The organism is Actinomyces sp. MRS3W, assembly GCF_032465695.1.
Classification (GTDB): domain Bacteria; phylum Actinomycetota; class Actinomycetes; order Actinomycetales; family Actinomycetaceae; genus Actinomyces.
Map to the genome: position 1 here is coordinate 1 of NZ_JAWDJJ010000271.1, position 4,875 is coordinate 4,875.

General features: G+C 69.9%; 3 protein-coding genes. 1 reads left to right on the plus strand and 2 read right to left on the minus strand.

Going from position 1 to position 4,875, the window contains the following annotated elements; all coding sequences use genetic code 11:
- Positions 1–439 precede the first annotated feature (439 nt).
- Positions 440–1,711 carry an ATP-binding protein gene (locus RWX45_RS10455; RefSeq protein ID WP_316023662.1) on the plus strand — a complete coding sequence of 424 codons (1,272 nt, stop codon included), beginning with the start codon at positions 440–442 and terminating at the stop codon, positions 1,709–1,711.
- Positions 1,712–1,919: 208 nt separating this feature from the next.
- Here the strand turns inward: RWX45_RS10455 and RWX45_RS10460 are convergent, their stop codons facing one another.
- Complete coding sequence (locus RWX45_RS10460) at positions 1,920–2,951, minus strand: hypothetical protein (RefSeq protein WP_316023663.1); 1,032 nt, start codon at positions 2,949–2,951, stop codon at positions 1,920–1,922.
- Between the two features lie 566 nt (positions 2,952–3,517).
- Positions 3,518–4,875 (minus strand): CCA tRNA nucleotidyltransferase (locus RWX45_RS10465; protein ID WP_316023664.1); only part of this gene is annotated, 1,358 nt, incomplete at its 5' end.

Here is a 4,875-nt window from a genome sequence, read left to right on the forward strand (position 1 = left end):
TCGTCCCACCGGGCGGATAGCGCCCGCCGCCCGCCATCCCGGCCCGCACCCGCCTGCTCTGTCCATGCCTGCCAACCTCACGGAACGCCCCACGCTCAGTCCCGAGGTCGCCCCCAAAGTCGTCTACTACGCCTGTTCGGGGTCTACTACGCCACTTCGAGGACCGCTGAAGGCCTCCCAGGCCTTCAACAGACCCCTAACAGGCGTACTAGACGGCAAAGTGGCGTAGTAGAGGTAGCAAGAAAGGGCGGCCGGGGCCCACCGCACGGCGACGCCGGCGGCACCTTCGCCCGCCGCCGCCAACCATGTCCGCCCGGTCCACAGGCGTCCAGAAGCCCTGCAAACCTCCGCCTCAACACCCTGCAAACCTCCGCCTCGACATCCTGCACATCACCGCCTTCACCGCCTGCAAATCACCGCCTTCGGCTAAACTATTGGCATGGATACGCGGGAGATTCTGGGGCACGACTATCTGCCCCGCGTCATCGATACCCAGCTGGATCGTCTCCTCGACATCGGCGGCGCCGTCGTCATCGAAGGGCCCCGCGCCTGCGGCAAGACCATGACGGGCCTGAACTCTGCCCGCTCCTGCGCCTTCCTCGACGACGACGCCACCCGCCGCCTCGCCGACCTCGCTCCCGACGCCGTTCTTGACGGCGACCGCCCGCGTTTACTTGACGAGTGGCAACTGGCGCCGCAGCTGTGGAACCAGGTTCGCCGGGCCGTCGATTCCGCGCCGCGGCCGGGCGCATTCATCCTCACCGGGTCCGCCGTTCCGTCCGACGATGCCACCCGCCACACCGGCGCCGGCCGCTTCCTGCGCATACGGCAGCGCACCATGACGTGGTTCGAGCGCGGCGCCTCCACGGGGACCGTGAGCCTGCGCGCCCTCATCAACGGGGAGCGCCCCACCGCGAGCGCAACCACCCACTCCTACCACGACATAGCCAACGCACTCGCGCGCACCGGTTTTCCGGCGCTGTCCAAGTTAGCGCCGGAAGCCACGGCGATTTCCCTGAGTGGCTACCTGGATGACGTAGTCCGAGCCGACTTGGGCCGTCTGGCCCGGACGCGGCATGAGCCAGTGGTCGTTCGCGCACTCATTCAGGCGCTCGCGCGGGCAACGGCGACCGAGGTCTCTTGGCGTACCCTCACCAGGGATCTGCAGCATGTCGCCCCGGACATCCGCCCCGAGACGCTGGCTCGCTACGTCGAGCTGCTGGAGCGGCTATTCATTGTCGAGCGCGTCCCCGCCTGGGCGGTCGGCCTGCGCTCGCGCGCCCGTTTGCGTACTGCCCCGAAGTTTCATCTGGCCGACCCGGCCCTCGCCCTCACAGCATTGGAAGCGGACGTCGCACGTCTCGAGACGGATCCCGAAACCACCGGATTCATCTTCGAGAGCGCCGTCGTACACGATCTGCTCGTCTTCACTGAGGCGCTGGACGGCAGGGTGCACCACTACCGAGACTCCAACGGCCACGAGATCGACGCCGTGCTCACTCTCCCCGGCGGCAGATGGGCCGCGGTCGAGGTGAAGCTGGGCGCCACTCAGATTGAGAAGGGTGCTCGGTCGCTCGCCCGGGCCGTGCAGCAGATCGACACCTCCGTGGTGGGGGAGCCCGCGCTCAGGCTCGTGGTCACCGGTACCGGGCCGACGGCGACGCTCGCCGACGGCACCGTCACCTGCCCGCTGAGCGTCCTTGGACCCTGAGCTAAGTGCGCGGACGCCGCAACCTCACTCGCCCGCACGCGTCACCCACCAGGCGTGAATCGCCCGCCTCGATCGTCTACTACGCCACTTCGAGGACCGCTGAAGGCCTCCCAGCCCTTCAACACACCCCTAACAGGCTACCCAACGGCGAAGTGGCGTAGTAGAGGCGGCGAGCGAGGGCCTCCCGCGGCAACCCACGCACCCGCCCTTACAGCCACAGGTCGCGGCGGCGTCGCACTCCGCGCACGGCCTCGGGCGGGAACAGGCTCTCCAGCCGCCGCACTAGCCGCTCGGGATCGCGCAACTCCCGCCACTCGAAGCGGTACACCGTCCACCCGCCGCGGCGCAGCACCATTTCCCGCTGCTTCTCCGCGCGCACGTCCGCCGCCGTCGCCAGCTTGCCGTAGCCATCGAACTCCAGGTCGATCATGGCGGGCTCGCACGCCAGGTCGAGGAAGTACTCGCGCCCATCGTCGCCGATCCAGCGCCGCTGCGTCACCGGATCCGGCAGCCCGGCAACACCCACCGCCCAGCGCAGCACGCTCTCACCCGGCGACTCCGCAAACGGATCCGCCCGCTCCACCGCCAGCCGCGCACGGCGCTTGCCGTTGCGCTTGCCCTGACCCTCCACCATCCGCATCAGCCGCTCGCGCGCCGCCTCGATGTCCATCTCGCCGTGGGAGCGCCGGTTGAAGCGGTCGGGACGGCACACCGCTCGCAGCGCGGCGTCGACCACGGGCAGCGATTCGCGCAGCGGCAGGTCGAAGGCGCAATCCATGGCGGTGCGCAGCGGCGTCGTCACCCGCAGCCCACCCACATTGATGACCTCCTCCGGTGCCGGGGTGATCGTCGAGCGCCGCAGGATCACCGCTCGCCCGCGACGTCGGCTCTCCGGCATCCCGTACATGACGGTCGGGAGGGTCATGGTGCTGTGCGTCCGATCCCCGGGCACCGCCAGGCGAATATGCGGTTCGGATTCCAGGAGGGGCAGGCCCAGCACCACCGCCGCCGCCTCGTGGGTCAGGGCAATTGCCGACGGCGAGGCCCGCAGTGCCGCCTCGCAGCGCGCCAGCGTGACGAGCTGCTTGACGCGCCACAGTGGCGTGTCTCGGTCGGGAACAACCATGTAGCCGCCGCGGGCGACGCGCACGAGGTCGCGGCGCCCAGCCAGGTCGTGCTCGGAGCGGTCGGCGGTGAAGCACATGCGGGGGCGCTCGGGCGGGGTCGGATACTGCTGCATACCAGCAGGATCGCTTCCGGCCCGACGACGGCGCCACCGCACCCCGCGAGCCCCGTGGATAGGGGTGTCGCGAACGCCGCCTGTGGACGCCGGTGACCGTCGCAACCCGCCCGGTGGGATCTCAGTGACCGATGTAACGCGCCCGGTGGTGCCCCGGTGATCGCCGTACGCGCACCTCCGGTAACGAACTCGGTTGCGAGCACCGGCGCCCGCCAACCCGCCAGCGCGTCTACTACGCCTGTTCGGGGTCTACTACGCCACTTCGAGGACCGCTGAAGGCCTCCCAGGCCTTCAACACACCCCTAACAGGCGTACTAGACGGCAAAGTGGCGTAGTACAGGTAGTGAGACAGGGCGGCCGGCGGCGACCACCAACGCCAAAGTGGCGTAGTAGAGACAGCAAGACCGGGCCACCGGCGGCGATCACGACTGCTAACCCGTGCCGACGCCGCCGGTGCCGTCACCGCAGCTAGCGACCCCGCCACTGCCGACGGACACCACCGCCGCCACGATCGCAGGGCCGCCCACCGGCGGGACACCGTCAACTGCGCCTTCCGCGTACGCCGCCTACTTCTCTCCGCGCGCCGCCCACCAGGAGTGCAGCGCCTCGCGGGCCAGCTCCTCGCCCAGGGGACCCTTCTCCATGCGCAGGTCCATGAGGAAGCGATAGGCCTCGCCCACCACCGGCCCCGGCCCCACGCCGAGCTCGGCCATGATCTGCTTGCCGTCCAGGTCCGGGCGAATGGCGGCCAGCTCCTCCTCCTCGCGCAGCTGGGCGATGCGATCCTCGAGGTCGTCATAGGCCGCGTCGAGCATGTGGGCCTTGCGCCGGTTGCGGGTGGTCACGTCCGCGCGGGTCAGCCGGTGCAGGCGCTCCAGGAGCGGCCCGGCGTCGGCCACGTAGCGGCGCACGGCGGAGTCGGACCAGGCGGCGTCGGCATAACCGTGGAAGCGCAGGTGCAGCTCCACCAGCCGGGAGACGTCCTTGATGGTCTGCTTGTCGAAGCGCAGCGCGCGCATGCGCTTGGCGGTCATGCGGGCGCCCACGTGATCGTGCCCATGGAAGGTGACCGTGCCGTCGGGCAGGAAGCGGCGGGTGACGGGCTTGCCGATGTCGTGGAAGATGGCCGCCAGCCGCAGCGTGAGGTCCGGGCCGGGCACCGGCCCGTCGGGCCCGGTCTCCAGGTCGATGGCCTGGTCGAGCACGGTCAGCGTGTGCTCATAGACGTCCTTGTGGCGCTTGTGCTCGTCGACGGTCTCCTGCAGGGCGGACAGCTCGGGCAGGACCACATCGGCCACGCCGGTATGCACCATGAGCTCCAGTCCGCGCCGCGGCCACGGCGAGATCAGCAGGCGTTCGAGTTCGGCCCGCACTCGCTCGGCGGAGACGATCTTGAGTCGAGGGGCCATCTCGCTCATGGCAGCCATGACCTCGGGCTCCACGTCAAATCCCAATTGGGCGGCAAAACGGGCGGCACGCATGATGCGCAGCGGGTCGTCGTCGAAGGACTGCTCGGCGGATACCGGGGTGCGCAGCACCCCCGCGGTCAGGTCGGCGAACCCGTCGTGAGGGTCGACCAGCTGCAGCTCCGGCAGGCGCAGGGCCATGGCGTTGACGGTGAAGTCGCGGCGGGTGAGATCCCCGATCAGGCTGTCACCGTAGGCGACGGCGGGCTTGCGAGAACCCACCTCGTACTCCTCGGTGCGGTAGGTGGTCACCTCCACGATCGTCTGGCCCCGGCGCGCACCGATCGTGCCGAAGGCCTTGCCCACGTCCCAGCAGGCGTTGCCCCACTCGCGCAGGATCGCCTCGGTCTGCTCGGGGCGGGCGGAGGTGGCGCAGTCCAGGTCGTGGGGCACGACGCCGAGGAAGGCGTCGCGTACGGGCCCGCCGACGAGGGCGAGCTCGTGGCCGGCATCCGTGA